Genomic DNA, 26530 nt, shown 5'->3' with positions numbered 1-26530 from the left:
CATGCTCCATATTGAAGTATAGGTGAACATGCTACTCTAAGGTCTGGACCAAGAGAGAACGCTGGAAGGATGAAGCTAAGGCAATGCTGCGATTTAAATTGAAATATCTGTTGAACAACAAACAAAACCGGCTGATTCTGATGCTGACGGCAGGAGTATCACTTCTGATCACTTTGATCGGGTTATTCTCCTATAGAGAGTACCGCAACGCACTGGATACCGAGCTTAATACACCGAATGTCGAATTGCTGCAGATTAACGTAGATGTGACGAACCGGGCCTTCCGCGAATCCGATAACAAAGCGGTCGATTTATCTTTTCACCCGGCTGTACTGAAATATATAGAAGCCGCTACCGGGGACAATGCCGGCATTGCCGCAGAGCCGCAGGAATATCTCAAGACGCTGGCGACAGAGCCGGATGTGCATGCCATCAGCGTGATCAAGTTCAAGGATCATTCCGTCCTCTCGAGCGGCTACGGCTACGTATCATCCTGGGAGCATGCGCCGGAGCATGCCTGGGAGTCCTGGATCGGGGAGATTAAGGAGAAGCCGCTTCTGATCAAAAGAAGGCTGTACACCGGCACCGACTCACGTCTCAGTGAAACAGAGCTGCTGTCTTTGGCCCGGCCGGTTGTAGAGAATGGGGAAGTGACCGGCGCGGTGCTGATCGATCTCGATTACGATATGCTTTTCTCCAAAATGTATACCCATCTCTCGAACTATCAGCTGGTGTACAACCTGGAAGGGGAGCTGATCTATCCCAAGCTGAACCTTCCGTTCCCGCTGGCGGACATGCAGAATGTACTGAAGGATATTGATGTCAGCCCGTTTGCCCATGTCCGGATCGGCGGCCAGGCCTATATGGCCAACCAGACCTTCTCGAATGTGACCGGCTGGCGGCTGATTTCGCTGGTACCGATGGAGCAGCTGCTGAAAAATGTGAAGATCGCGCGCAATATGATGCTGATGCTGTCCCTGATCTCGATCGCCGTAGGTCTATCCGCTATTTATTATTATAATTTTGCGGCCTTCCGGCCGCTCAAGCGGATTAACAAGCTGCTGCTTCCCGAACAGAAGGCGGCCGGGCAAGGCGGTCTGTATGATCTGGAGCCGGTTATCGGCAAGCTGGTCGGTGACTTCCAGAGCAAATCGCTGGTTGCGGACTGGAGCCTGCCGGAGCTGCGTTCCAAGTTCGTGCAGGACCTGATTACGCGAAGTATCGGCACCCAGGAGACGCAGACGAAATTTGAACATTATTTTACCGGCTGGACGCAAGGTCCGTTCGAGACGCTCGCCTTGTCCATAGACCGGCATACCCAATGGGCGGCGGGGTTCATAGAAGAAGATCAGCTGCTGCTCAAGTACGCAATGATTAACATTGTACACGAGTACTTCGAAGCTTCATGGCGGACTGTTATCGCGGCACCGCAGAAGGACAGTCTGGTCATCCTGCTGCAGGCGAAGAGCCGCGAAGAGAAGCCGTTATATACAGATGCGCGTAAGCTGGCCGACCTTATTCTTGAAGTGCTTAATATATCGGTATCCATTGGTATCGGAGAGCAGGCCGGGGCGATTGCCCAGGTGCCGCGTTCCTATTCAGAGGCGCAGCTGGCTCTATCCTACCGGTTATATGAAGGTTATGCCCATGTCCGTGTGTATTCACATGCGGAGAACAAATATGAAGAGAGCAGCGGGGCGGCTGATGAAGCCTGGAAGCAGGAAATGCTGAGTGCCCTGAAGTCTTCCGACGCCCAGGCTGCGCAGGAGTGGATCCGCAGATGGTCGGCTGAGACCCGCAAGAAAGGAATTCAGCCGCAAAAAGTATTCCGCACCGTCGATGACCTGCTGGAGGAAATTCTGCATATAACGGCGGCCGGGGGATACCCGCTGCCTGCCGAGCTGGCTGACTACACCTGGCATCAGGTGTCGACGATGGAGCTTCATGAGATTGAGGACATGCTATGCAGCATTGCTGTTCATATGGCCGGTGCGTTCGGAGCACACCGGCAATCGAAGGAGTTCCTGCTTGTACAGAATCTCATCAAGTATATGGAAGAGAATCTGCAGTTTAATATCGGACTTCAGGATATCGCCTCCCATGTGAATATGGGGGTGTCCTCGGTGAGTACGATCTTCAAGGAAGAGACCGGAACAACCGTGTATGACTATCTGACCAACCTCAGAATTGATAAAGCCTGTGAATTGCTGCAGGACAGCACCCTGCGGATCGCCGATATTGCGCTGCAGGTCGGTTACCAGAATGAGAACAGCTTCATCCGTGTATTCCGCAAGATTAAATCAACGACTCCGGGCAAGTTCCGGGAGAACAGCAAATCTTCCAAAGAGTATGCAGATCGGCCAAAACCGCGCCATTCCGGCGTTTCTGAGGATTCAGAATAAGATTATACGATTGAAGGAACACCCCCGAATGCGATAAAGTTCTATTTGAGAAAACTTTCACAGCTTCCCGGAAGGGCGGCTGATGCTCAGAGAATTCGGGGGGTGAAGCAGCGGGCGCAGGGCCAGCGTAAGATCCAGCAGGCTGCCCGATTACTGTTAATAGAGAAGAGGGATGGTTTTGAAGCGGACAACCAAAATAGGAATCTGGGCAGCATCAGTACTCGCAGTTCTGCTAATCCTTAGAACCTTCATTCAACTGACGGGCGATGCGGAGCAGAAGAATGCCAGCACCGATTTTCCCGGGCGGCCGATTACACTGATCGTGCCCTATGCGGCAGGCGGAGGAACAGATACCACGGCAAGAGCACTCGCCAAAGCGACAGAGAAGGTGCTGGGCCAGCCGATTATTGTGGTCAACCGGACGGGCGGCGGAGGTTCAGTAGGACTGATGGAAGGCGCGGGCGCCAAGGGCGATGGCTATACCGTCACTTTTTTGCCGGCCGAGCTGACGATTCTTCCCCATCTGGGACTATTGCCGATTACCTATGAGAAGTTCAAACCCATCGCACAGACGAATTTTGATCCTTCCGCCATTACCGTAAGACAGGACGCGCCATGGCAAGACGTTAATGAATTTCTCGACTTTGCGAAAGCGCATCCAGAGGAACTCAAAATGGGAAACGCAGGAACGGGGAGCATTTGGCATTTGGCCGCCGTAACCTTGGAACGGGAGACAGGTGTGAAGTTTGCACATATTCCTTTTGAAGGTGCAGGGCCAGCCGTTTCCGCTTTGATGGACGGATTCGTGGACGCGGTGCCGGTCAGTCCCGCCGAGGTGAAGAAGTATGTAGATGAAGGCAAGCTGCGGACACTGGCGGTTAACGCCGATAAACGCTCAGAGGCGCTGCCGGATGTGCCGACTCTGGAAGAGCAGACCGGAATACATGTGAACTTCACCAGTACATGGAGAGGACTTGCTGTGCCGAAGGATACGCCGGATGCCATTGCGGAAGTGTTGGCCGGGGCATTTATCAAAGGGACCGAGGACAGGGCTTTCCGCGAATATATGAAGTCGAACGGACTTGGACTGCTGGTGAAGGACGGCAAAGCCTTCTCGAAACAGCTTAAGGAAAGCGATGATTTATTCGCCAAAATGATCCCGGAGCTCGGACTAAGCCGCAGGTAGCCTGTACGAAATGTGAAAGCGCCATCAGGCAAAGTGATCTCAGGAAACCCGCTTGCTGACTAGCAGGATTGCAGTGAACGGGGAATTTGCTGGGGCTGGTTTGCTGCGCCTTCATAAGGAAAAATAAGCATGATATTCAATATTATATAAACTCAATATGAGTAAGAGAGGTATGGTAATCATATGAAAATCAAAAAGACATTAGATCGGATTCCCGGCGGAATGATGCTGGTTCCACTGTTCCTGGGAGCGATCATTCACACCGCTTTTCCTGATGCAGGCGAATATTTCGGAGGCTTCACCAAAGGCCTGATGACAGGAACCGTGCCGATTCTGGCCGTATGGTTCTTCTGTATGGGCGCAGCGATTGATGTAAGAGCAACCGGAACGGTACTCCGCAAATCGGGTACGCTTGTATTAACCAAGATTGCTGTAGCGTGGGTTGTAGCTATGATCGCGATCCAGTTCCTGCCTGAGGGCGGTGTGCAAACCGGCTTCTTCGCCGGATTATCAGTCCTCGCCATCATCTCCGCCATGGATATGACCAACGGCGGCCTGTACGCTTCCATCATGCAGCAGTATGGTACCAAAGAAGAATCCGGAGCATTCGTGCTGATGTCACTTGAATCCGGCCCGCTCGTAACGATGCTTATTCTGGGCAGCACCGGTGTTGCCGTATTCGAACCGCATCTCTTCATCGGCGCTGTGCTTCCATTCCTGATCGGCTTCATCCTGGGTAACCTGGATCATGACCTGCGTGCTTATTTCGGCAAAGCCACCCAGACCCTTATCCCGTTCTTCGGCTTCGCACTGGGCAGCTCGATTGACCTTGGCGTTATCGTTGACACTGGCCTGCTCGGCATTCTGCTTGGTGTAGTGGTTATCATTATTACAGGTGTTCCGCTGATCCTGGCCGACAAATTCATCGGCCGCGGTAACGGCACTGCCGGACTTGCTGCCTCCAGTACTGCCGGAGCTGCTGTCGCCAACCCTATGCTGGTGGCGAATATGAAGCCGGAGTTCCTGCCCGCAGCCCAGACAGCCACGGCGCTGGTAGCCGCCTCGGTTATCGTAACGTCCATTCTTGTTCCAATCATAACCGCCTACTATTCCGACTATATGAAGAAAAAGAACCCGCCGGCAGCAGAGGGTCCTATAGATGCAAAGATTCAGGAAGCAGCGGTATAATAACATCGGATAACAACGATAATTAGATATATTGGAGTTTCTGCATGCGTAAGCCGCAGCAATCACATTGACAAGACCCTCTGAAAACCGCCGCATGGCTGTTTCCGGAGGGTCTTTTTAAAGTATAGACGGGAACGGGCGAACATTGAATCATCCGGAAATAGTTGGATTTTCTCCACTTGCTGATTAACGAAGAGTGCCAATTAAAACAACAGTTGGAAAAAAAGCACTTAAATTTCTTCATATACCCCAAAGCTGAGGAAATGCACGAAATTAAATGCCGTTTATCCATTTATTTGCCGCGGACCCGCTAAAATGACTAAATTAAGATACGTTTTTCCACTTACTCACAACCCAGTGATTTCTTAGCCACCGGAATCCACACCTCGCAGATCGATTCTTCATGGCTGTCATCGGTCCAGTAGTATTTCTCCATGCACGGTCCTTCCACTTGCTCAAAGCCTGCCGAAGGGAACCATTCGGAATAGATTCTCCGCCACACATTCAGAATTGCCAGTCCTATCTCCGCGTCATCCGGAAAAGTATCACGGCTATCGAATACGGCATAGGTCTGATCAGGTACAGTCAGGGTATCAAGCTCCTGTGGGACCTCTTGTCCTTCCGGCAGTTCGATTCCCATCAGATAACGTTTGCTTCCGTCCTCGCTGAAGTCGTAATAATAGCCGAACAGCAGCGAACCTGCGGGTCTTCCGGCTAATTCGTTAATCCGGTCATGCGTCCCGTCCTTCCAGATTTTCTCCGTGAATGCAGGTATTTCTGTGTAAGCATCCTTGTGAACGATCACCTCTTTTCCAATGACGCGGCAACCTTTCTCTTCCACCATCCGGTAATTCATTTCGGTTTCTCCTTTGATCTGAATTTGAAAGGAGATTCGGGGGAACGACTTGAGCTTCACATTCTTTTTTCTTGCCATTTGAGGGGTTACCCCATGCATTCTTTGGAACGCTTTGGCGAAGGATTCCGGTGTCTCATAACCATACTTAAGCGCGATATCGATCACCTTGCCGTCCGTTCCGGCCAGCTCTTCCGCCGCCAAGGTAAGCCGCCTGTTGCGTACATATTCAGTAACGGTAAAGCCCGTTAAGGCATGGAACATGCGCTGAAAATGGTATTTCGAAGTCATCGCTGCTCCGGCGATATCCTCAACTCCTATGGCGGAATTCAAGTTCTGCTCCACATAATCAATCGCCTGCTGCAGCAATCGGATCGTTTCCAAATCCTCACCTCTCCTTTCAATTTCATTGTAGAGAAACCGGCAGAGCTGTTCCTGACCGGGAATGCTTTGATTTGTCCATCCGTAGCCTCAGCTTATACCAGCTCCTGAGCAACCTCCCAAATATGTCCTGCCGGGTCTGCGAAGCTGGCTGTGCGGATGCCCCAAGGCCGGTTCATGGGTCCGTTCAGCAGGCTTACGCCGCGTGCAGTTAATTCTGTGCATACCGCATCCACATCCTCCACGCGGATTGTGAATTGAAACCGTGATCCGGAGGCGCGGCCGGCAACGGCAGCGGGCTCAATCAGCCCGGGAGCTTCAGAGATTTGCAGCAGATTGATGCTCATATTGCCGAAATCGTAGACGGCCGAATTCTCGTCCGCGTACACCTCATCAAGACCAAAAACCTCCTGATAGAATGCCATGGTGTCCGGCAGATCCTCAACGAACAACGTTACCACACTGATATTCCGTGATCCCAGGTTACTCATACTGTTTACCGCTCCGTTCTTTGTTGGATTGTGGATTACAACTTGTGGTCATTTATTTAGCCAAGCGACCAGACCTCCGGAGGGTTTAGTACCGCAGCTGGTCTCTAGAACTTCGTTGCAGAATGCTTTTGTAGACTCTTAATTGGTGCAGACCTTTTACACGCTTCCCAGCGTTTTTCTCATATATTCCATAATATGCGTTTCCTGAAACCCGAGGCTGTCATACAGCTGCCGGGCATCATTCCCAGCGACACAGCACAGGATGACGGCTGCATGGCCGCGCTGATAGATTTCATTGCATAGGTACTTCACAAACTCTCGTCCGATCCCGCGTCCCTGAAGGTCAGAACGTACGCTGACACTGCTGATTTCATTCCCGTGAAGGTGGCTGTAAGCGGCGATTTCCCCATTGAATTCGTAGACAAACCGGTCTTCCGCGTCCGCTTTCCAGGCGTTTCGTCTGCCCTCATTAGGCTGGGCAACCACGGAATCCGGGAAGCAGCCGACACGGACGCGCATTTCATGAAATGCAGTCGCATAGAGCGAGTGGGCAGGGAGAAAGTCCTCATCTGTATACAGCCTTACGGGAACCTCTTCCTGAGAAAAGAACCCGCTGGTCCGCTGCATATAAACTAGTGAGTAATATGGAGCGAAACCGAGCTTACGGGCAAATCCGGGAGTTGCTGGAGCCCCGGAACGAAAAGAAGTGCTGACCGCGCGGGTTCCGCCTGCCTGCAACTGTGTCTCGGCAGCCTGCACCATCGCCGTGCCGATTCCTTGTCCGCGATACCGGGGACCGACGAATACTTGTAAATGCGACTGATGTGTAGGCGCTTCCATTTGAGCCAGTGCAACAAGCGTATCCTTAATAAAAACGCAAATAAACGTTTCTGGTTCTTCATCAAGCACCTGGAGAAGGTCTGCGCCAGCCTCCGCATCCTGGCTTAATAATTCTCTGGCGGTAGAGTAGTCCTTGTTACTGAAGCGTTCGTAGCGGATATCTGATAGGTTCATTAGCCTCTGAGTCCTCCTATTAAATTGAGACGTAGCTTATACATTTCAATGGAATTTAATTCTATTTACCGCCAGTGATTATTGCATAGAATAAGGGGTATTTCAACCAAATTGTACATTGAGGGCTGCAGATTGGACACGCCGCGAACAAAAGCCAGGGCATTTCTCCGCTTGCGGACTACAGTTCCGTTATTTTGCTGAAATCATCAGTCTGGCAGCTGTCGCGGACTACAGATCCTTTATTTTCCGTATTCCCCCTCAAATTACCCCTTACAGCAGGGAATAAGGTCTTTACAGTCCGCGTGGCGCGGAAAAAGCCCGGATTGTGAGAATTAGCGGAATCTCAGTCCGCAGGGAGAGATACACTAATCACTATCTAATCGAAGTGTTTAACACTGTAACTTCAGCAGGCCAGCAAACGTGCATCTACAGGTACATCTGCATCTGCAGCTGCCCCTGCACACTGTCGTAATCTTGCTCTCCTATTCCAATATGCTGCATAAGCCAAAACGAATCGTTTATACTGGCGGTAAGAGGTGATTCAGGATGGAGCCGCAATTATTTGAGCGTATTTACGATTCGGTGGTGCGGCGTGAGCCGACCTATGACGGTGTTTACTATACAGCGGTGCTGACGACACGTATTGTCTGCCGGCCTTCCTGCCGGGCAAGAACGCCGAAGGCAGCCAATGTGGTATTCTACGGCTCCCTGCAGGAGGCTGTCCGCGAGGGATTCCGGCCCTGCAAAAGATGCCGCCCCGAAGAAGGCGGCACCCTCCGGCCGGATGCCGTGCTGGCGTCGCAGGCGGATGCCATTATGGATGGGCAGTTCGGGAGCAAGCTGACACTGCAGTCGATGGCGGAGCAGCTGAAGGTCAGCCCGTTCCATCTGCAGCGGACCTACAAGCGGGTAACCGGCCAGTCGCCTGCTGCCAGACTGGATGAACTGCGCACGGGCGAAACCCGCAGGCTGCTGGCGGAGACCGATACAGGCATTGCCGATGTAGGCAAGGCAGTTGGATTCCGCAGCGCGTCCCACTTCGCAGCCTGGTTCGTCAAGAAATCCGGTCTGTCCCCAACGGAGTATCGCAGTAAGCATAATGAGGGAGGAAATTAGGATGAATATGAATATAAACCAGAGTCCGAACCGGAACATGATATATCACCATACCCTGAATCTCGGGAATCGGGAGTGGACCCTATGGGCCAGCAGCAAGGGACTTATCCGCGTGTCCTATCCGCAGGATGAAGGGCAGCTGCCGGCCGCCTGGCTGAAGATGTATGCTCCGGAATATGAATTCCTGGAGGGGGACGGAAGGTTTGAGCAGCTTGGGGTTATAGAGCTGCTGCGCCGTTATTTTGATGGAGATACGGTCGATTTCAACAGTCTTGCGCTTGATTTATGGGGCACTCCGTTTCAGCAGGAGGTATGGCGGGGGCTGCTTACGATCCCGCATGGAGAGGTTGCTACCTATAAGGAATTGGCTGTGCGGATTGGCAGACCGCTGGCAGTGCGTGCTGTCGGCACGGCCAACGGACAGAATCCGCTGCCGGTCATTGTGCCCTGCCACCGGGTGATCGGTGCGAACGGCACCTTAACCGGTTACCGGGGCGGATTGCAGCTCAAGCAGGAGCTGCTTCAGCTGGAGGGAATTCTAAATGTGAAGGCGGCGGGCCATGAACGATTTGCTTTTTGAGCTGCCGCTGCCGGAGGATTTCAACCTGGACGCCTGTCTGGAGTACATGAACCGTTCGCCGCTGGAATGCCTGTTCCAGACGGATGACTCGGGAGTGACCCGGATGTTCAAGCTGGAGGACGGCCCGGTCCTAATCCGGTTAAGTGTGCCTGAAGGCAACAGGCTGAGCGTAACCCGCCTGCACGGCGCTGTCCCCGGCGTCCTGGAGCAGGAATGGCTGGCCCGTTATATTGTAGAGTGGTTCGATCTGGACCGTGATCTTACCCCGTTCTACCGGCTGGCGGAAGCAGATCCGCTGCTCCAGCCGCTGGTCAGCCAGCACCGGGGACTGCGGATTATCGGCATCCCGGATCTGTTTGAGGCGTTATGCTGGGCGATTCTGGGCCAGCAGGTGAATCTGGCTTTTGCCTACAGGCTGAAGCAGCGCCTGACCGAAGTGTATGGAGAATCTCTGGAGTGGGGAGGGCAAACCTACTACCGGTTCCCCGGACCGGAGGTCTTCTCGGAGGTGCAGATCGAAGAATTATGCGCCCTGCAGCTGACCCGCAGCAAAGCGCAGACGATCCTCACGGTAGCCTCGCTGATCGCAAGCGGGCAGCTGAGCCGTGAAGAGTTGCTGGCGCTCCCGTCCCCGGCCGCCGCCGAGCAGCGGCTGCTGCAGATCCGCGGGATCAGCCCGTGGACCTCGCAGTATGTCCGGATGCGCTGCCTGCGGGACAGCTCTTCGTTCCCTGTGGGCGATGTCGGTCTGCAGAACGTGATCAAGTTCCTCACCGGTATGGACCGCAAGCCGACGCCTGCGGAGCTGCTCGTCCTGGCCCAGCCCTGGCAGGGCTGGGAGGCATACGCCACATTTTATCTGTGGCGGGCATTATATTAGTGCGGGCAGGTGTGGAGCCGTGACGGCCAAAAGCACTGTCTCACCGGATGATCCGGGAGACAGTGCTTTTTTTGAATCATACGCCTGAGGGTTTTACGGCCTGAGAGCTTCACGCCAGCTTGAGCTTTATTGCGCCCTCTTTGTGAAGATCTGGAAGCATACACCGTACTTATCGGTAACCATGCCAAAGGCGGGGCTGAAATAAGCCGGAGCCAGCTCAATATCAACCGTTCCGCCTGCCTTGAGCGAGTCATACAGCTGCTGCGCTTCCTCCGCAGTATCCGCTGTGATACAGATGGTGATGCCATTGCCATGGCTCAAAGGCTGGCCAACCTCCTGATCTGCGACGAAAAACTTGGTTTCACCCACCAGCAGGACGGAATGGGCTATACGCGCTTTTTCCTGTTCGGTCATCGGGGAGTCAGGGTTCTGCGGGCCTTCGCCCACAGTTTGCTTGAAGAGCAGCGTAGCACCAAGCGCCTCCTGATAAAAGGCAATCGCCTCACTTGCTGTACCGTCCACCAGAATAAAAGGATTTACTTGCAGGGTCATGTCTAAATCGCTCCTTAGAATTTGATTTGCCTGTACTAACCGGCTTTGATTATAGTGTAATCTATAATAGTGACAGGTATTGTCATGAATATAATAATAAATGGAGTGAAGCTGATGTCTAAATCCAAAAGGCTGCTGGACCTGATGATGACGGTCAACCGCAAGCGGAAATTCACCGTCAAAGAGCTGGCCGACGAATTCAATGTATCCTCCCGGACCATCCTCAGGGATTTGCAGGAGCTGGGGGAGTTAGGCGTTCCGCTCTATTCTGAAGTGGGGCCGCATGGAGGCTATCAGGTGCTGAACGAAAGAATACTGCCGCCGATCGCGTTCACGGAGGAGGAGGCGGTGGCGATTTTTTTCGCCAGCCATGCCCTGCGCCACTACAAGTATCTCCCCTTCAAGGAGGAATCATTAGCTGCCCTGCATAAATTCTATAACTATATGTCCGGCGATGTCCGTGACCGGATTGACGAGATGAAGAACCGGATTGATTTCCTGACCCCGGCGAGACAGGCGGAGTTCCCCTATCTGTCCCTGTTGCTGGAAGCGGCCACCGGTCAAAAGGTGCTGCTGATTGATTATGAATCGAAGGGGCAGCGTAAGGAGAGATGGATTCAGCCAGTGGGCATCTACGCCCATAATGGCTTGTGGTATTGCCCGGCCTATTGCTTCCTGCGCGGCGATATCCGTGTATTCCGCTGCGACCGGATTCAGTCTGCCGGATACGACGAGTCCGGGCCGGAAGCGCTTGATCTGAAGCATGTCCATTTGGGCAATAAGGATGATTACAGCAGTCAAACTGAGCAGGGTGATAAAAGCCTTATCCGGCTGTTCGTTGAACTGGGGAGCGGAGGTGTTCAGGCCTGCGAAGCCGAGGTGTGGTCCTCACCCCTGCTGCATATCCGCGGGGATGGCACGGGCTGGCTGGAAGGGGATATCCAGCAGAGCGATCTGGGCTTCTTCGCGCGTTTTGTGATTGGCCTCTGCAATGAGGCCACGGTACAGGAGCCGCCGGAGCTGGTGGCGGAGGTGAAGCGGACGCTGGCGGGAATGCTGGCGCAATATAAGTAGAGGTAAGCAGTTATGCATCGTTAAAAAGCTATCCCAGCCACACCTCCGCCAGCCTGCGGATTCCCTCATCAATCAGATCCTCGGCAATCCCGCCGAAGCCCAGAATGAATTCCGGTTCATCGCAGTCCGGCTTATCCCACCACGTATACGACATAGGCGTAACACGGATACCTTCAGCTTCCGCTGCTGCGGCAAGCTCTCGTGCACTGCCCGCTGCGGGCGGTTTCAGGGTCAGGAGAAGATGAAATCCGGCATCCCGTCCGCTGACGGCTGCTGCATCGCCGAAATAGCGCTGGACCGAGCGCAGAAGCAGGTCATGCTTGCGCTGATAGAGCAGCCGCATCCTGCGCAGATGTTTCTCGAAGTACCCTCTTTCCATAAAATAATGCAGCGCAATCTGATGCAGCCGAGAAGCCGAGTGCTCCAGATACAGCTCGCTTCTCAGGCTGTGATAGAGCGGCAGCAGCTCCTCCGGCAGAACCATATAGTGAATGCACAGGGCAGGAGTTACAGATTGCGCGAAGCTGCACATATAGATTACCGGACTGTCCGCTTCAAGTCCCTGAAGCGCAGGAATGGGCCGTCCATGATAGCGGAACTCCCCGTCATAATCATCTTCAATGATATAGCCGCCCGCTGACCGGGCCCAATCCAGCAAGGCGAAGCGTTTGGCTACCGGCATCGCCATCCCTCTGGGAAACTGATGGGAAGGGGAGATGTATACGGCGTCAGCCCCGCTTCGGTACAGCTTCTCTATCACCAGCCCGTCTTCCTCCAGCGGAATGGGCATAATCTCATAACCGCCGCGTTTGAATGCTGCGGGCAGCAGGTGATACCCCGGGTCTTCTATTCCGAGCCGCGTCACCCGTTCTTTAAGCATTAGGTATAACAAAGAGCACAGCGTATACTGGTCGCCGCCGACCACAATTTGCTTCTCTGTACAGCGCAGCCCACGGAACCGCCGCAGATGGGCGGCAATGCTCCCGCGGAGCGCCGGCTCCCCCTGCGGATCACCATACTGGAGCAGGTCCGGATTCGCGAGCTGTTCCTGGTAGAGGCTGCGCCATATTTTATGCGGGAATAAAGAGAAATCATTCCGTGACATGTGGAAATCATATGCGTATTGCCGCGAATCGCGGGGAGTAATAGGACGGACAGCCGGACGTGGCCGCTCCTCGGCTTCTGCAGGGCCGCCATTCCTATGGACTGGCAGGATGGTGTAACCGCTGCGCGGTTTGCTGGCGATGAAGCCCTCGGCAAGCAGCTGCTGGTAGGCGAGCTCGACAGGAGTGGCGCTGATACCGCATAATGCCGCCAGGCGGCGGATGGAAGGCAGGCGTGTACCACTGGGGAGAGCGCCGCCGATAATCTCTTTTGCAAAATAATCATAGAGCTGTATATAGTAAGGAATCTCGCTGTGCTCATTCAGATTAGGGACAAGCAGCATCATACACCTTCGAATCTGTCCTTTGAAATTAGACGTTTTTGTATATTTTATAGTATGCAGATCTACATTACCATAAGAGCTATAACAACAGTCGGGAGATGACGGGAGTGACCAGACATTCAGCGCTTTTAACAGGAAAAAAGGTATATCTGCGCCCGCTTAACGGGGAAGACGCCGAATTGTATTACCATATGTTCTACGGCACGGAAGTCCGCAGACTTACAGGCACGAAAAAGCATATCACCAAAGAGCAGATAGAGAATTATATCGCGCGCAAATCAGGGGACGACAGTACGGTGCTGCTGCTTATCGCCCTTAGGGAGACTGATGAGGTGATCGGCGATATCGCCATTCAGGATATAGACCCTGACAACCGCAGTGCAAATCTGCGGATTGCTATTGGGGATGAGCGGCATCAGGGACAAGGGTATGGACGGGAAGCGCTGCTGCTGATGCTGGACTACGGCTTCGGCATTCTGAATCTGCACCGGATTGAGCTGGAGGTCTATAGCTATAATGCCCGCGCTGCGCATGTGTATGAATCAATCGGTTTTGTCCGTGAGGGTGTACGGCGCCAGACGCTCTATTATAACCATGAGTACCATGATGTGATTATGATGGGCATGCTGGATAGCGAATACCGTGAGCTGTATGTGAAATAGGGAGGGTAGACCGGACCTGCGAAAGCTGATTCAACAATAACGCAGGTCCGGAAGAATTGAAGAGACTATGTACAAAAATATTAACAAATAAACGTATTCTTGACTCTCTTTGACCGCAGGAAATAGGGGATCCAGATCACAGCATAAATGAAGGACCGGAAGATATCCGTATAAGAGGTATCGTCCGGTATGAGACCGGAAAGAGTAGTCTGTACCTGGCTGAACATGAAGGTATCTATGGTATTAAGTAAGATGTTATATACGATGAAAGATATAGATATGTATTTGAATAACTTTTTATGTTTGAGACCCAGGTACAGAATGAACAGGATCATTACGACCTGAATACATACTAATACCGTTTCTATCACAAGACTAGGAAGCATTGAAGCGACGTAGTAGCTGCTGTCAGGGTCGCTAAGAAGCTTAAGGCCTTCAGAGCCGAATAATGAGAAATTACCATAAAGCATTCGCACACCTGCGAAGAGTGAGAGCACAATGCCTATTGCGAAAAGTCCTAACCAGCCTCCGGAGCCGGAAGGCTCTGATTCATCTGCGGGCTGGTCTGAGGATTCCAGGACCACTTCGGAAGCAGCGGCGGCCTCATCATCAGCTGGTTTAGCTTTCTTGACGTGCAATGGCCTAATTAATCCGCCGGTCGCCCACCCGATAATTCCTCCAAGCCCTCCAATCACAATAGAAATAATAACGTTAGGATCTGCTGCATAAGTTCTATGTAGAATAAAACCTATGACGAAGAAGATAATGCCCAGTCCTGCTTTTGCCACTTCATCACCTCATCATATCCGCATTGGCTGCGGGATTTTTACTATGACGTTTATATCGACAATTCCCACTAGTTCCTTTAATTTACTTGTTATATTTTAGGTGTTAGTTCTTTATATTTACTATGTCCGTGAGGGTGCGGATAGAAATCATGTGAATTAAAGAGTTAAAGTCAAATAAGGTCAAATTATTAATAATGTTAAAATTTATACTAAAAAATAAGCCGAAACGCCGGATTTTACCGGATTTTCGGCTTATATGAGTTTTGTCATCCGGGCGGCCGGCGACTATAATAAAGCCATAGATCAAATAAAGTCAAAGTCAAACCAACAACAAATTCAAAGTCAAATGAGAGGAGAATGGATAATGTTTGATTTGGTTCCTTTTGGTAAACGCAGAGATGATGCTTTTGGTGTGCTGGCTAAGTCGCTTAACGAAGTGTTTAATGATGATTTCTTTGCACCGCTGACAAGCTCCACGCTGTCCTTCCGGACAGACATCCGCGAGAGTGAAGGGGCGTATCTGATTGAGGCCGAGCTTCCGGGCTTCAAAAAAGAAGAAATCGACATCGATTATACCAGCCCTTATTTGACGATCAAGGCAGTACGCAAAGAAGAGAACAGCGAGGAGAACAAGGAACATCAGACCGTGCGCCGGGAACGGCGGTATGGTGAATATGTGCGCCGCTTCTATGTTCAGGATATTGCGGAGGAAGGTATCCGCGCTTCACTCAAAGACGGGATGCTGAGCCTGGAAGTGCCGAAACGGCAGAAGTCGCAGGGCAAACGGATTGAAATTCAGGATGGCGGAAATTCTTCAGATGAGCAGCTTCAGTAAGCGGCAGGCGCAGCTTCCAGCGTGAGCGGTTCTCCGGGGGAAGCGGAGAGCGGGAACACTGAGGATGATTGGGAGGAAGCCTGAGAATGAAGGACTTCCAAGTCTGGCTGAAGCAGCCGGGTTCAGCGGGGTTCCCGGGCTAAGCGGCTTCTGCCGCCGGCCTATCCGGTTCCCTGCGGCAGAGTGGTTTCGCCGGGCTTTTCATATAGCATGATCATACAGGGCGCATTGTAGTGGGGATACCGGCTATAATGCGTCTTTTCCCGGAGAAACGGACTTGGTGAATAATCATCGGCACCGGGAATAGGCTTGTTACAGGGCGGAATGCTATAACCTATAGAATAAGGTTCCCAATATACGAAAGGAGGAGGTACCAGTGGCGGCAAATTATTACGAGACTCTGGGCGTCGGCAGGCAGGCCTCGAAGCAGGAGATCAAAAAAGCTTATCAGAAGCTGGCTAAGAAGTGGCATCCCGATGTCAACAAAGCCCCGGAGGCAGAAGCCAGATTCAAGGAAGCGGCCGAAGCGTACGAGGTGCTGGGTGATGAAGAGAAGCGGAAAATCTATGATGAGGAGCTGCGCTACGGGGCCGGCTACGCTGGGGCAAGGGGTCCGCAGAGCGGCGGGGCAGCCTCCTCCGCGTCTTGGGATTCGCCTTTTGGCGCAGGCTGGAGCAGCGGCACTGCTTCCGGCAGCAGTATTCCCGAAGAGGACCTGTTCGGGATGTTCTTCGGCAGCCGGGGGGCAGCGGACCGCGCCGGCTTCGATTTCTTCTCCGGCAGCGGCGGTGTCCGCCAAGGGGGAAGCCCTTGGGCGGATGAGTTCAGCACGATGCAGGCCCAGCTTGAGATTACGCTGGAGCAGGCATACAAAGGCGGAAATATCAGCGTTCAGGCTGCAGGCAAAGACCTGAGTGTGCAGATTCCGGCACGCTCGTCCGAAGGGACGGTGATCCGGGTTCCCGGCGGCGGAAGCGGGGCGGGACAGGGAGGCGACCTGTTGATCTCGCTGCATCTCCTGCCCCATGACATCTATGAACCGGACGGCGGCGGGGATTTACTCGGCACGGTAGAGATTGCCCCCTGGCAGGCTGTACTTGGCGGGGAAGCCAAGGTGGCCCTGCCGGATGGCAGCCAGGTGAAATTGAAAATTCCTGCAGGTATGGCGTCCGGCAGAACGCTGCGCCTCTCCGGCAAGGGGCTTAAGCGTCCTAACGGTACGAATGGTGATATCCTGTTCCGGATGGAGATCGTCATTCCGCCGGAAACCTCAGAAGCGGAGAAGAAGCTGTACCGCCAATTGGCCGATTCCGGCAGCTTCCAGGCCGGAGCCAAACGGCAGACTCCCGGCGGTGCACAGCGGCGCAGAGCGACAACGGGGTAATGATTAATATATAACGCCGGTTATCCGGCTGACTGACATATGGAATGCTGCAGCTGGGGCTGCAGCGGCATAATTTTACGGAAAGGCGATGATCTTATGGATTTCAACAAGCTTACACAGAAGCTGCAGGAAGCCGTCGCAGAGGCCCAGTCCCTGGCTGCGGCCAGCGGACATCAGGAGATTGATAATCTTCATCTGCTGAAGGCACTGCTTCAGCAGCATGAAGGCCTGCTGCCGCGGCTGCTGCAGAAGATGAATATTCCTGCAGCCGAGCTGCTGCAGGGTACGGAGGTGCTGCTTCAGCGGAAGCCCAGCGTAAGCGGAGGCGGAGCGGGCACGATGCGGCGGTATGCCTCGCCTGCGCTGATCGCCATGCTGGAGCAGGCCGAGAAGGAAGCGGCCAAGATGCAGGACGAGTTCGTGGCCGTGGAGCATGCCGTGCTGGCGATGGTCTCGGATTCGGGCAGCGGGAACCGCGAGCTGCGCGGGCTGTTCACGGGCCGGGGCGTTACCCGGGAGAAGCTGCTCGGGGTGCTGGCCGAGATCCGCGGACACCAGCGGGTGACGAGCCGGGAGCCGGAGGCCACCTATGAGGTGCTGGAGAAATACGGCCGTGATCTGGTGGCCGAGGTGCGGGCGGGCAAGGTTGATCCCGTGATCGGACGGGATGCGGAGATCCGCCGGGTCATCCGTATCCTCTCCCGCAAAACCAAAAACAACCCCGTACTGATCGGCGAACCCGGTGTGGGGAAAACAGCGATTGTGGAAGGGCTGGCCCACCGGATTGTCCGCCGGGATGTGCCGGAGGGGCTGAAGGACAAGACGATTTTCTCGCTGGATATGAGCGCACTGATTGCCGGAGCGAAATACCGCGGGGAATTCGAAGAGCGGCTGCAGGCCGTACTGAAGGAAATCCGCGAGAGTGACGGCCGGATTATCCTGTTCATTGATGAGCTGCATACGATTGTCGGTGCCGGTAAGACCGAAGGGGCCATGGACGCGGGCAACATGCTGAAGCCGATGCTGGCCCGGGGTGAGCTGCATTGTATCGGGGCGACGACGCTGGATGAGTACCGCAAATATATCGAGAAGGACCCGGCGCTGGAACGCCGCTTCCAGCAGGTGCTGGTCAGCGAGCCGGATGTCGAGGATACCATCTCCATTCTGCGCGGTCTCAAGGAACGTTTCGAGGTGCATCACGGAGTCAAGATCCATGACAGCGCGCTCGTCGCGGCCGGTGTCCTGTCGAACCGCTATATTACGGACCGGTTCCTGCCGGATAAGGCGATTGACCTGGTGGATGAAGCCTGCGCGATGATCCGCACGGAGATTGATTCCATGCCCGGTGAGATGGATGAGGTGACCCGCCGCCTGATGCAGATGGAGATTGAAGAAGCCGCACTCAAAAAAGAAACCGACGATGCCAGCGCGCGCCGTCTGGAGATTCTGCAGCGGGAGCTGGCCGACCTCAAGGAGAAGCATCTGGGCATGACCGTCCGCTGGGAGAAGGAAAAGTCGGCGATTCAGGGCATACGCGAGCTGAAGAAGCGGTTAGAGCAGGCGCGCAAGGACCTGGTCGATGCGCAGGAGATTTATGATCTGAACAAGTCTGCCGAGCTGAGCTACGGCATAATTCCTGATCTGGAACGGCAGCTGAAGGCCGCAGAGGAAGCCGCACAGCAGGATCAGGAGACCCGGCTGCTGCGTGAGGCCGTGACGGAAGAGGAGATCGCCGATATCGTCTCGCGCTGGACCGGCGTTCCGGTCAGCCGCCTCGTGGAAGGCGAGCGGGATAAGCTGCTGCGGCTCGAAGATACGCTGCATGAACGGGTAGTCGGCCAGGATGAGGCCGTCCGGCTGGTGGCGGATGCTGTGCTCCGGGCAAGAGCAGGCATCAAGGACCCGAACCGCCCCATCGGTTCGTTCCTGTTCCTGGGGCCGACCGGTGTCGGCAAGACCGAGCTGGCCAAAGCGCTGGCCATCTCGCTGTTTGACCGCGAGGACGGCATGATCCGTATTGACATGTCCGAGTATATGGAGAAGCACAGTGTCTCCCGCCTCGTGGGTGCTCCCCCGGGATATGTCGGCTATGAAGAAGGCGGCCAGCTGACCGAAGCGGTGCGCCGCCAGCCGTACACTGTTGTGCTGCTGGACGAGGTGGAGAAGGCCCATCCCGATGTGTTCAACATTCTCCTGCAGCTGCTGGATGACGGGCGGCTGACCGACTCGCAGGGCCGGATGGTCGATTTCAAGAACACCATCATCATTATGACCTCCAATATCGGCTCGCCGCATCTGATTCAGGGCACCGATGACAACGGTGAGCTGACCGAAGCGGTTAAGGACCGGGTGATGAAGGAGCTGAGCGGCCATTTCCGCCCAGAGTTCCTTAACCGGGTGGACGATATCGTGATGTTCAAACCGCTGACGCTGGGCGAAACCCAGCAGATCGTGGTTAAGCTGGTGAACGGTCTCCGTCTGCGCCTGGCAGAGCGGGGCATCGGTCTTACGCTGAGCGATAAGGCCGTCCGCTTCATTGCTGAGGAAGGCTTTGATTCCGTGTACGGCGCAAGACCGCTCAAGCGGTTCATCCAGCGCAGCCTGGAGACCCGGGTGGCGCGTGCGCTGATCGCCGGAGAAGCGGAGGAAGGCTCAGTGATGACGGTTGACGAAGCCGACGGTGAGCTGACTGTTACTATAGTGAAACCGGAATCTGCGAAGACGGTTGGCTCGCTCTAAAATGTGAACTGACCCGGCCGATGCCTCCGTAGGGCTGCAGCTGCAATCCGCGAAGAAAAAAGCGTTCCGCCTTAAGGCTGGAGCGCTTTTCTTTTTATATTCGACTCAAATCCTGCAGAAAATACAACATTTTCTTCAATAAATCGGCCCATATCGAGAATTGTTGCAGGAAATACAGCATTTCATCTTCTGCAAGCGGCTAACTCAAAGGATTATTGTATTTCATACAACAATCCTCCCGCATACTCGGTTATTTATGAATCCGAGTTGTAATATATACAACATTTATACTTGTTACCTGTATACCTGCCCCATAGAGAATAAACTTCAAAGCCCAATTAGACGCTTGGCGGGAGCACTGCCTCAGCAGCGGTTAAGCGGTTATTGATTACTTGTTTGGCCTAAATCCTAAGTGTGGTTTATATAGAAGCTCTACTCTCCCCGCCGCCTACTCGCTCCAGGGCATCAGATGGGGATGCTGGTCGAGGATAGACAGGTATTGTTCCTTCCAGCCATATTGGCCGTCCGGGTCCAGCAGCATATAGCGCAGATATTTCTCCAGCCGGTATTCCGGCTTCGACCAGCCGAGATGCTTCAGCCGCAGATTGCTTAACTGATGGGACAGCTCGAAAATATTCTCCGGCAGCCGCCCGCAATGCTGCGGCAGATCGTTCCAGAGATAAGTGAAGTCCTCCCGGTAGCGGAGCAGGAACGGCCGGTAGCTCTGATGGGACCGCCAGTACATATCTTCGCGGTAATGAGTGTCATCCCAGAAATCGTAGAGCCGGAAGCAGAACAAGTCACAATTGTCCGTACGCAGCAAGCCATCCACTTCTTCCGGGAATCCGGCTTCAAAAATCTCATCCGCATCCAGACTCAGAATCCACTCCGGATTCGTCTGAAGGACCGCCTCCCACTGCTGCTTGCGCAGCTCGGATTCATTGCTGAATCTGGAGACGTTGTTGCGTATCAGATGCAGCGGAATGCCCTGAAGAACCTCCCGGCAGATATCCGCCGTGTCATCCGTGCTGCCGTCATCGATAATGACGGCTTCATCAATATATTTGCGGTGCTCCTGCAGAACCTGCCGCAGAAACCGCGAGCCCTCATTCTTGACGATCATCGTAAGCGTCAGTTTGGGCCGCCGGGCAGCTGCTGAATCAGCAGCCGCTCCGGAGAAGCCGGTCACCGCTCCATGCTCAGCGCCCCGCCCTGCTGCATCTGCACCGTCTGCCGCATCAGCGCCCGCCGCCAGTCCGGCGCCCGGCAGCGGGATTTCGCCGCCGCCCTCTGGCAGCGGCTCCTTGGACAAGCGCTGCCGGGCCTCCGCCTCGGTCCACAGCGCATCCCACTCCGCGCTCGCATCTAGCGCTCTTTTATCCACGGGCGCTGCATCGGCAGCGCTCTGCATGTCTAAACCGTCCGCCGCGCCGCCGCTGTCCGAAGGCGCAACCTCGCGCGCAGCGGTTTCCTCGCCGCTGGCCTGAGCGCCCGCTACGAGCTGTCGATCCCGCTCTAGCTCCGCTTCACTCCGCCATTCCCGCGCAGTCTCCGCATCACCCCGCCCCGCCCCCGGCGCTTCCGGCGACTCCGGCCCCGCTCCAGCCTCCGCGCCTGAAGTCTGCCGGATGAACTCCGGCACCTTCAGCAGGTCGCTGTCCCTGTAGAGATGCAGCGCCGGGTAGTGGGTGTCGACATACAGCGGAATGCCAAGCGCCGCTGCACGGATGCAGAAATGGCGGTCTTCTCCCCAGTAGGAGATGTTGTGAACCCGGTCGTAGCTGGCACCGGAAGCGATGGCCCGGCTGCTGATCAGGGTGCAGGCGCCGAGCCCGCCGACTTCATAGATTCCCGGCTGCTGCATCTTCATCAGGAAAGCGTGGAAGCGGCGGTTGATCTCTTCGTGTGAGAGCTGCTCTCCCGGGAGCACCTCCCACTGGTTGTATTCGTCATGCATCCAGACCTGCGGCTGCAGCAGAGTGCCAGGTTGCCATTGGGTCCAGAAAACCTCGGAGATAATGTCCTTGCCCGTACTGATCAGATGCAGCAGCGTATCCGGATGAAGAATCAGATCGGAGTCGATCAGGAACAGATAATCATAACCGAAGGCTTCGGCCCGCTGGATCATCAGGTTCTTGAACCCGGCCACCTTCCAGACCAGATTGGAGTTCCAGAAATGGGTCGTATCATCGCGGATATAAGCATCATGAAACCCTGAAGACTGCAGGAAGACCGTTCTGCCGCTCTGGGTGAACTGCTGGAGCAGCTGACTCGAAGCTTCGTCCGGGTTGTCATCAATCAGATAGAAATGCAGCTCAATATTGGTTAGGTTCAGACGCAGCAGAGAGTTCAGAAACTGCTCGAGAATTGCCGGTTTTTGATGGATCGGGCTGCCCAGCAGAACCCGGGTTCGGGTCTCATTCATAGCAGGCCACTCCAGGATAAGGTCAACATTAATAGAACATCCCCTTGGATTCGCAAATAGATGATATGAATTATATGTATTCAATATATTTAGAGAAGTACGGGACTAATCCCGGTTTTTCAAAAAATAGAGACCCGAAAGGGAATATATGGATTGGTGTCTGCCTGAGAGCTGTTGTACAATACCGCATAGACAGGAATAGACATTCTGCAGACTGCAGGACAGGAGTGAGAGGATGGACAAGTCACCGTTAAAAGTACAGCAATTAATCAACCTGCTCCTGGCGATGAATCCGCGCGCCGAGGTTTTTGTGCATACTGCGGATGGAGAACTCCGGCCGTTGCTGGACGAGGATGTACAGGAGATCTATGCACCTGAGCAAGCGGCCAAGACCGTGGCTCATATCGGCGTTCCCGCAGGCACTGCAGCCGGAGAGGCGGAGGAGACCTTATGAAGCTGGCTCGAATAAGACTGGAACATGGACAAGAGATCCGGCTCGAATTATTTGACCAGGAGGCCCCCGGAACCGTAGCCAATTTTGAAAAGCTCGCGAACAGCGGCTTCTACAACGGTCTGACTTTTCAGCGCGTTGTCCGTGGCTTTGTCGCCCAGGGAGGCTGTCCGGACGGCACTGGCAGAGGCGGCACGGACAAGATCCCCTGCGAGACACAGGGCAATCCCCATAAGCATGTGCGCGGGGCGTTATCCATGGCCCATTTCGGGCCGGGTACCGGCTCCTGCCAGTTTTTTATCTGCTACGATACTTTTGATTACCTTGACGGCTGGCACACAGTGTTCGGCAGAGTAATAGAAGGAATGGAGCATGTGGATGCTTTGCGGCGCGGGGATGTCATGCAGGAGATCAGCGTATGGGATAACGGCAATCCTCAGGGGTAACAGCGGGCGGTTGTTCAAACTTTCACAGGTGGAAAATTAATACATTGTAATCCCGACTATTCCGATATATAATAACTTTCACAACGAGTGAGATTGCTCATAGACATGGAGGAGAGAGATAATGCGTAAAGGGATATCAGGGGTTGTCATTCTAGTTTTGTTAACACTAATGATTAGTGCATGCTCTAATGGAAATAACGCGGCATCGACAAATACGGGTGCCAGCCAGACACCGGCGGAAACGCAGCAGCCTGCTGCCAGCGAACCGAAGGATGGCGGAAGCTTGATTATAGGGGTCGCATCTGATCCGGTTGTACTTAATCCAAACTATGCAGGTGACCGTGTAAGCTTGACGATTGACCAGGCACTGTATGCTCCGCTGTTCCAGGTGAATAACGGGGAGAAGACCTTCTACCTGGCAGAGAGCCTGACACCTTCGGAGGATAATCTTACTTACACACTGAAGCTTAAGGATGGACTTACCTGGCATGATGGAGAGAAGCTGACGGCGGATGATATCGTGTTCACCATCGACAGCATTCTCGACGAGAAGCAGAACAGCTTCCTGAGAGCCAACTTCCTGATCGGCGACCAAGCCATCAAAGCGGTGAAAGTGGATGATCTGACCGTTGAATTCCAGCTTCCGCAGGTCAGCCCGGCTTTTGAAGCGACACTGGTACAGGTATTCCCGATTCCAAAGCATATTTTTGAGAATGAAACCGACATTGAGAAGAGCACCAAGAACGCTGCTCCGGTAGGTTCCGGTCCCTTCAAATTCAAAGAATACAAAGCCGGTGAGTATCTGACACTGGAACGCTTCGATAACTACTTCGGCGGCAAGCCGCATCTGGATTCTGTAACTTACCGGATTGCCAAGGATACCAATGCTGCGAACCTTGCCCTGCAGAACGGCGAGATCAACGTGCAGTATCTTGATCCTAAGGATGTAGCCACCATTCAGGCAACGAACAATTTCGAAATTCTGCCTTACAGTGAAGGCCGTCTGGCTTATCTGATGTTCAATGCGAACAGTGATACCGGCGCCCTCGCCAAAAAAGAAGTCCGTCAAGCGCTGTCCCTGGCCCTCAGCCGCGATGAGCTGATCCAGACAGCGTACACTTCCAGTGAATATGCTGACCCGGCCAAGTCATTCCTGACTCCGGACGCGCTGTATTTCACGAATGAAGTAACTAGTTTTGATAATGATGCCGCTAAGGCTAAGGAATTGCTGGCGTCTGCCGGAGAGAGCAACCTGAAGCTTCGTTACATTGTACAGAGCGGTAACAAGGCACAGGAAGCAATTTCGCTGTACGTTCAGCAGAAGCTGAAGGCTGTGGGCGTAGAAGTTGAACTGCAGAACATGGATTCCTCGGCCTGGGTGCAGAAGTTCATTGATCTGAAATCTACCGACTACGAACTGGCATTGACCGGTTATATCATGGGATATGATCCCGATGCTTACCGTATTCTGTTCACATCGGGCAGCTCTTCCAACTACTCGCATTATTCGAACAGCGAAGTTGATAAGCTGATGAATGACGGTGCAGGCGAAGCTGATCCGGCAAAACGCGCAGAGATCTACAAGAAAGCGCAGGAGCTTGTCGCTGAAGATGCACCGATCTACCCGATCGCTTATACTAAAACAGTTGTAGCTGTATCGAAGAACTACGGCGGCATTGATGAAGCTGTATTGAAGCCGGTCGTTATCTTCGAAGACCTGTCCAAGATCTACCAGAAATAATCTGCCCCAAAAAATAAAGCACGGCAAAAAAATAAGCTGGGTTCTCCAGCTTATTTTTTGCCTGTCAAGAGCTGGGAGAAGCTGCGTATGAGACAACTCATCGTCCGAAGGTTGCTGCAAACACTGCCGATGCTGTTTTTTGTATCCGTAGTGTGTTTCACAATGATTAAGCTGGCTCCGGGTGATCCGGTGCTATCTTTCGTTACGCCCAATATGCATGCCGATGATATTGAGCGTATCCGCCATAATCTGGGGCTGGATAAGCCCGCCTATATTCAATATTTCATCTGGATCAAGGAAATGGTGCAGGGCAACTTCGGATATTCCCTGATCAATCACCAGCCGGTGCTGGGACAGATTCTGGAACGTCTGCCGGCTACAGCCGGTCTGATGGGCAGCGCCATTGCGCTGGCGGTTATTCTGGCGATTCCGCTAGGCCTCGTGGCCGGTGCGAACCGCAACCGCTGGGTAGACAAGCTGATTAACTTTATTTCCTATGTGGGGATTTCCATTCCGTTATTCTGGCTGGCGATCCTGCTGATGTATCTGTTCGCGATCAAGCTGCATCTGCTGCCGAGTATGGGGATGCGCACGATTGGTGTGGAATCGCCGCTGGATGTGCTGAAGCACGGGATCTTGCCCTGCTCGGTGCTGGCCTTCGGTTTCCTGGCCGGATATGTGCGTTATATCCGCTCCAGCACGATTGGACAATTGAAAGAGGAATATGTGCAGATCCAGTATGCTTTTGGCTCGAAGAAATCGACAATCCTGTTCCGTCACGTCCTGAAGCATGTGCTGCTGCCGGTCATTACCCTGCTGGGCATGTCGATGGGGGATCTGGTGGCCGGTGCTATTGTCACCGAGACGGTATTCTCGTGGCCGGGCATCGGGTCGCTGGGGATGACGGCGGTTAAGGGGATGGATTATCCCGTCATTATGGGGATCACCTTATTTTCTTCCTTAATGCTGATTCTCGGTAATATGGTGGCGGACATTCTCTACAGCTTTGTCGATCCGCGAATTAAATTAAAGGGGTGACCTCATGAATCGCAGTAAATGGAAAAATCTACAGTCAGAGCTGTTTACGAACGGTCTGGGTGTCGCTGCTCTTGCTGTATTGGCTATCTTTACGCTGGGGGCCATCTTTGCCTTCCTGTCCGGATATGATCCGAATGCCATGGATGCCATGGCCCGCCTCACCAAGCCCGGCGCCGGACATCTGTTCGGAACCGATGACTATGGACGCGATTATCTGTCCAGAGCGCTATATGGCGGCCGTGTCTCGCTGCTCGTCGGTTTCGCCTCCATGGTCGTGGCTACTTTTGTGGGTGTAATGGTTGGAGTGATCAGCGGATATTTTGGCGGCTGGCTGGATAATCTGCTGATGCGGATGCTGGATATTATCATGTCCATTCCGTCCTTCCTGATCCTGCTGCTGCTCAGCGTCTATTTGAAGCCGAGCATCGGCAATCTAATCATTATTATTGCCTTGTTAATGTGGATGAACGTGGCCCGCGTTGTGCGCGCGGAGACCCTTACGATCAAGGAACGCGAATATGTGCTGTATGCCAAGGCTTCCGGCCAAAGCTCCTTCGGCATGATCTGGCGGCATATCCTTCCGGGACTGGTGCCGGTGATTATCGTCGGCGCGACGAATAATATTGCGTCGGCCATTATGATGGAATCGTCGCTGAGCTTCCTCGGCTTCGGGGTTCAGCCGCCGAACGCCACCTGGGGCAGCATGCTGAACAGCGCGCAGGGGTATATTGCAGAGGCGCCTTATCTGGCGCTGTTCCCGGGACTGATGATCCTGCTGACCGTTCTGAGCTTCAATGTGCTGGGTGATATTTTGCGGGTCGGCTTTGAACCAAAGCTGATCCGGAGATAGGAGAGTG

The 26530-nt window shown here is 53.8% G+C and carries 24 protein-coding genes; 17 read left to right on the top strand and 7 right to left on the bottom strand.

What is annotated here, in order from left to right; translation table 11 throughout:
* The first annotated feature begins 83 nt into the window (after window positions 1-83).
* From GC101_RS30555 to kdgT, 3 genes are all read left to right on the top strand, one after another.
* Window positions 84-2402: a helix-turn-helix domain-containing protein gene (locus tag GC101_RS30555; RefSeq protein WP_171720399.1), complete on the top strand. Its 2319-nt coding sequence runs from the start codon at window positions 84-86 to the stop codon at window positions 2400-2402.
* A 172-nt stretch (window positions 2403-2574) separates the two neighbouring features.
* Window positions 2575-3588, top strand: a complete 1014-nt coding sequence (locus tag GC101_RS30550) for a tripartite tricarboxylate transporter substrate binding protein (RefSeq protein ID WP_171720398.1) — start codon at window positions 2575-2577, stop codon at window positions 3586-3588.
* 183 nt (window positions 3589-3771) lie between these two features.
* Window positions 3772-4776: a 2-keto-3-deoxygluconate transporter gene (kdgT, locus tag GC101_RS30545; RefSeq protein WP_039299959.1), complete on the top strand. Its 1005-nt coding sequence runs from the start codon at window positions 3772-3774 to the stop codon at window positions 4774-4776.
* 343 nt (window positions 4777-5119) lie between these two features.
* Here the strand turns inward: kdgT and GC101_RS30540 are convergent, their stop codons facing one another.
* The 3 genes from GC101_RS30540 to GC101_RS30530 form a co-directional block, all read right to left on the bottom strand.
* Window positions 5120-6013, bottom strand: a complete 894-nt coding sequence (locus tag GC101_RS30540) for an AraC family transcriptional regulator (protein ID WP_171720397.1) — start codon at window positions 6011-6013, stop codon at window positions 5120-5122.
* Window positions 6014-6105: 92 nt separating this feature from the next.
* A complete protein-coding gene (locus GC101_RS30535) occupies window positions 6106-6501 on the bottom strand; it encodes a VOC family protein (protein WP_171720396.1) in 396 nt (131 codons plus the stop codon).
* A gap of 156 nt (window positions 6502-6657) precedes the next feature.
* Window positions 6658-7515 carry a GNAT family N-acetyltransferase gene (locus tag GC101_RS30530; protein WP_171720395.1) on the bottom strand — a complete coding sequence of 286 codons (858 nt, stop codon included), beginning with the start codon at window positions 7513-7515 and terminating at the stop codon, window positions 6658-6660.
* Between the two features lie 546 nt (window positions 7516-8061).
* On the opposite strand from GC101_RS30530, the gene GC101_RS30525 reads away from it, so the two are divergent.
* From GC101_RS30525 to GC101_RS30515, 3 genes are read left to right on the top strand one after another with little or no spacing between them, the layout of a single operon-like run.
* On the top strand, window positions 8062-8631 hold the full coding sequence (locus GC101_RS30525; RefSeq protein ID WP_171720394.1) for an Ada metal-binding domain-containing protein: 570 nt from the start codon (window positions 8062-8064) through the stop codon (window positions 8629-8631).
* A 1-nt stretch (window position 8632) separates the two neighbouring features.
* Window positions 8633-9211, top strand: a complete 579-nt coding sequence (locus GC101_RS30520; protein ID WP_246354583.1) for a methylated-DNA--[protein]-cysteine S-methyltransferase — start codon at window positions 8633-8635, stop codon at window positions 9209-9211.
* A complete protein-coding gene (locus GC101_RS30515) occupies window positions 9192-10091 on the top strand; it encodes a DNA-3-methyladenine glycosylase family protein (RefSeq protein ID WP_171720393.1) in 900 nt (299 codons plus the stop codon). The genes GC101_RS30520 and GC101_RS30515 overlap by 20 nt, the downstream gene beginning before the upstream one ends.
* Window positions 10092-10217: 126 nt before the next feature.
* Here the strand turns inward: GC101_RS30515 and GC101_RS30510 are convergent, their stop codons facing one another.
* Window positions 10218-10643: a VOC family protein gene (locus GC101_RS30510; protein WP_171720392.1), complete on the bottom strand. Its 426-nt coding sequence runs from the start codon at window positions 10641-10643 to the stop codon at window positions 10218-10220.
* 114 nt (window positions 10644-10757) lie between these two features.
* Here GC101_RS30510 and GC101_RS30505 point away from each other — a divergent pair, with 114 nt between their 5' ends.
* A complete protein-coding gene (locus tag GC101_RS30505; RefSeq protein ID WP_171720391.1) occupies window positions 10758-11717 on the top strand; it encodes a helix-turn-helix transcriptional regulator in 960 nt (319 codons plus the stop codon).
* Window positions 11718-11745: 28 nt separating this feature from the next.
* Here GC101_RS30505 and pdxR read toward each other — a convergent pair whose 3' ends face one another.
* A complete protein-coding gene (gene pdxR / locus GC101_RS30500; RefSeq protein ID WP_343049841.1) occupies window positions 11746-13167 on the bottom strand; it encodes a MocR-like pyridoxine biosynthesis transcription factor PdxR in 1422 nt (473 codons plus the stop codon).
* A gap of 95 nt (window positions 13168-13262) precedes the next feature.
* Here pdxR and GC101_RS30495 point away from each other — a divergent pair, with 95 nt between their 5' ends.
* A complete protein-coding gene (locus tag GC101_RS30495) occupies window positions 13263-13826 on the top strand; it encodes a GNAT family N-acetyltransferase (RefSeq protein ID WP_171720390.1) in 564 nt (187 codons plus the stop codon).
* Between the two features lie 80 nt (window positions 13827-13906).
* On the opposite strand, the gene GC101_RS30490 is transcribed toward GC101_RS30495, so the two are convergent.
* The gene (locus tag GC101_RS30490; RefSeq protein WP_171720389.1) at window positions 13907-14614 is read right to left on the bottom strand and encodes a DUF2569 family protein; all 708 of its coding nucleotides are present in this window, start codon (window positions 14612-14614) and stop codon (window positions 13907-13909) included.
* A gap of 364 nt (window positions 14615-14978) precedes the next feature.
* Between GC101_RS30490 and GC101_RS30485 the strand changes: the two genes are divergently transcribed.
* From GC101_RS30485 to clpB, 4 genes are all read left to right on the top strand, one after another.
* Complete coding sequence (locus GC101_RS30485; RefSeq protein ID WP_171720388.1) at window positions 14979-15449, top strand: Hsp20/alpha crystallin family protein; 471 nt, start codon at window positions 14979-14981, stop codon at window positions 15447-15449.
* A gap of 64 nt (window positions 15450-15513) precedes the next feature.
* Window positions 15514-15663: a hypothetical protein gene (locus GC101_RS30480; protein WP_171720387.1), complete on the top strand. Its 150-nt coding sequence runs from the start codon at window positions 15514-15516 to the stop codon at window positions 15661-15663.
* Between the two features lie 162 nt (window positions 15664-15825).
* Window positions 15826-16833, top strand: coding sequence for a DnaJ C-terminal domain-containing protein (locus GC101_RS30475; protein WP_171720386.1), 1008 nt, complete (start codon window positions 15826-15828; stop codon window positions 16831-16833).
* A 96-nt stretch (window positions 16834-16929) separates the two neighbouring features.
* Window positions 16930-19572 carry an ATP-dependent chaperone ClpB gene (gene clpB / locus GC101_RS30470; RefSeq protein WP_171720385.1) on the top strand — a complete coding sequence of 881 codons (2643 nt, stop codon included), beginning with the start codon at window positions 16930-16932 and terminating at the stop codon, window positions 19570-19572.
* A gap of 448 nt (window positions 19573-20020) precedes the next feature.
* Here the strand turns inward: clpB and GC101_RS35880 are convergent, their stop codons facing one another.
* Complete coding sequence (locus GC101_RS35880) at window positions 20021-21997, bottom strand: glycosyltransferase (RefSeq protein WP_246354582.1); 1977 nt, start codon at window positions 21995-21997, stop codon at window positions 20021-20023.
* A gap of 235 nt (window positions 21998-22232) precedes the next feature.
* Between GC101_RS35880 and GC101_RS30460 the strand changes: the two genes are divergently transcribed.
* The 5 genes from GC101_RS30460 (at window position 22233) to GC101_RS30440 (ending at window position 26523) form a co-directional block, all read left to right on the top strand.
* Complete coding sequence (locus GC101_RS30460; RefSeq protein WP_171720384.1) at window positions 22233-22451, top strand: hypothetical protein; 219 nt, start codon at window positions 22233-22235, stop codon at window positions 22449-22451.
* Entirely contained in the window at window positions 22448-22894 is a 447-nt protein-coding gene (locus GC101_RS30455; protein WP_171720383.1) for a peptidylprolyl isomerase, read from the top strand. Before GC101_RS30460 ends, GC101_RS30455 begins: the two co-directional genes overlap by 4 nt.
* Window positions 22895-23015: 121 nt before the next feature.
* On the top strand, window positions 23016-24635 hold the full coding sequence (locus GC101_RS30450; protein ID WP_171720382.1) for an ABC transporter substrate-binding protein: 1620 nt from the start codon (window positions 23016-23018) through the stop codon (window positions 24633-24635).
* Window positions 24636-24722: 87 nt separating this feature from the next.
* Entirely contained in the window at window positions 24723-25673 is a 951-nt protein-coding gene (locus GC101_RS30445; RefSeq protein WP_039300002.1) for an ABC transporter permease, read from the top strand.
* Between the two features lie 4 nt (window positions 25674-25677).
* Entirely contained in the window at window positions 25678-26523 is an 846-nt protein-coding gene (locus GC101_RS30440) for an ABC transporter permease (protein WP_042210124.1), read from the top strand.
* The last annotated feature ends 7 nt before the right edge of the window (window positions 26524-26530 follow it).

Origin of the sequence: Paenibacillus phytohabitans (assembly GCF_013141775.1) — a bacterium.
Classification (GTDB): domain Bacteria; phylum Bacillota; class Bacilli; order Paenibacillales; family Paenibacillaceae; genus Paenibacillus_AQ; species Paenibacillus_AQ phytohabitans.
This window is presented reverse-complemented; position numbering and strand designations above follow the sequence as displayed.